We start from the raw sequence: 1,863 nt of genomic DNA, 5'->3' as shown, positions 1-1,863 counted from the left end.
GATCTGATGCTCACGATGCGCTCATCCTATACCCCCTCTTACCCTCGCTCGTCGATCTGGCGCGACAGGATGGCGGAAAATTCATCAGCGAAGCCCTCGAGCCGCTGCGCCTGGCGGTTCACCTCGGAGGCGAACTTATTATAGAAGATCGTCGCGGGGATTGCGGCAATTAGACCGATGGCCGTGGCAAACAGCGCCTCCGCGATGCCGGGGGCAACCACCGCAAGCGAGGTGTTCTTGGACGCGGCGATCGACTGGAAGCTCGACATGATGCCCCAGACCGTACCGAACAAGCCGACAAAGGGACCTGCCGAGCCAACGGTTGCCAGCACCAGAAGCCGCCGCTCCAGCCGCTCGACTTCGCGCGCGATCGAGACGTTCATGACCTTGTCGATCCGCATCTGCAATCCGGCAAAGGAGCGCGCGTGGCTCTCGAACGAACGTTTCCACTCGCGCATGGCGGCGACGAAACATGCCGCCATCGATTGCGTCGGCTTGGCCGACAGCGCGCGGTAGAGTTCCTCGATCGATTCACCCGACCAGAAAGCCTGTTCGAAGCGGTCCATCGAACGCCGCGTGCGCGAGTATAGAAAAATCTTGTCGATCGCGATCGCCCAGACCCAGACCGAGCAGGACAACAGCCCCAGCATGACGCCCTTCACGATCCAGTGAGCCTGCAGGAACAGCGCGATCAGCGATACGTCGGCGGATGGCAGCGGCAAAGCTGCCTGAGCCACGTCGGCCGGATTCATAAGCGGTATCCTCTCAACGCAAGAGTCCCAAGTCCTCCGGGAGCAATTGGCCGCCGGTTTTACGCCTGCGCGATTCGGCAAGGCGGTAAGCCTGCACGAGAGATCCTGGTTTGGTCGCATGGGAGGCCCGCCGAAGCCTTGGGCCCTGCATCCCCTGTCAACATGTCAAAACGAGGGCTATTCGTGCGACTTTACGCCTCCCACCAAAGGCCGGGCACAGTTAAAATGTGGTTACCAAAGAACAATTTGGCTGCCTGAAATGCAGGCGGGTCAACCCTTTGTGGGCTCTGGAACCCCGCGAAAGACCGACAAAACAAACCGCCCGCCTGCGGGGACACGCAGGCGGGCGGCTGGTTGCCATCAGGATTGCGGGGGCATTGTACCTGAAGGCCTTACTCCCAAAATTCGTGGTCAGCGCGAAGTCTAGCTTTGCGGCTGGTCCGCTGGCGGAGTCGGACGCTGACGGTGCTGCGACATGAACGCGTCGAACTCTTCCTTGTCCTTGGCGTGGCGCAGGCGGCTGAGGAATTCGTGAAATTCCTTCTGCTCGTCCTCCAGGCGCCGCAGCGTTTCCATGCGGTATTCGTCAAACGCGCGATTGCCGCTGCCGGAGGGCGGACCGAAGCCGAAGCCACGGCGCTCCATGCGGTCGCGCATCCGCTCCATCTTCCACTGCATCCGCTCCATGCGGTTCTGCCAGCGATCTCCATTGCTCCAGCAACTCATCTTTCTGCTCCCGAGTGTGAAAAAGAGAAGGGCAAGTCCGATCGGCCACCAGATCAGGAAGCCGACGATGGTCACCGCGATCCAACCCGGGTGCCAAGGGGTATCGAGCATATGCGGCCGATAGGATTGTTCCGCGGGGCCGCGCCATCGATTGACATCTGCGCTGTAGGCCATCTGCCTCTCTCCATCACGGCATCATGCCGTTGTGAATGTAAATAACATTTACATAGCTAGCTCATCCGGCTTGGTTGTCAAGCCGGTGGCATCGCATGCTTGCCGATTTATTTTTGGAATTTTATTTCGGCAATTTTATTTGGGTTTGCCCCAGGGACCAGCCGGCTGGTCATCGCCCGGCGGCGGCGCGGAACTGCGCTCGGTCGAGAAG

The 1,863-nt window shown here is 60.1% G+C and carries 2 protein-coding genes; both read right to left on the bottom strand.

The genetic code is table 11. From position 1 onward, the window contains the following. Positions 1–38: 38 nt before the first annotated feature. Entirely contained in the window at positions 39–752 is a 714-nt protein-coding gene (gene tolQ, locus WCB02_RS38525; RefSeq protein WP_423967409.1) for a protein TolQ, read from the bottom strand. Positions 753–1,175: 423 nt separating this feature from the next. After that, a complete protein-coding gene (locus WCB02_RS38520; protein ID WP_423967407.1) occupies positions 1,176–1,652 on the bottom strand; it encodes a DUF2852 domain-containing protein in 477 nt (158 codons plus the stop codon). Positions 1,653–1,863: the final 211 nt, after the last annotated feature.

The organism is Bradyrhizobium sp. (genome assembly GCF_049581145.1).
Lineage (GTDB): Bacteria > Pseudomonadota > Alphaproteobacteria > Rhizobiales > Xanthobacteraceae > Bradyrhizobium.
Note: the sequence above shows the minus strand (reverse complement) of the source record. Positions and strands in the feature narration are given on the sequence as shown.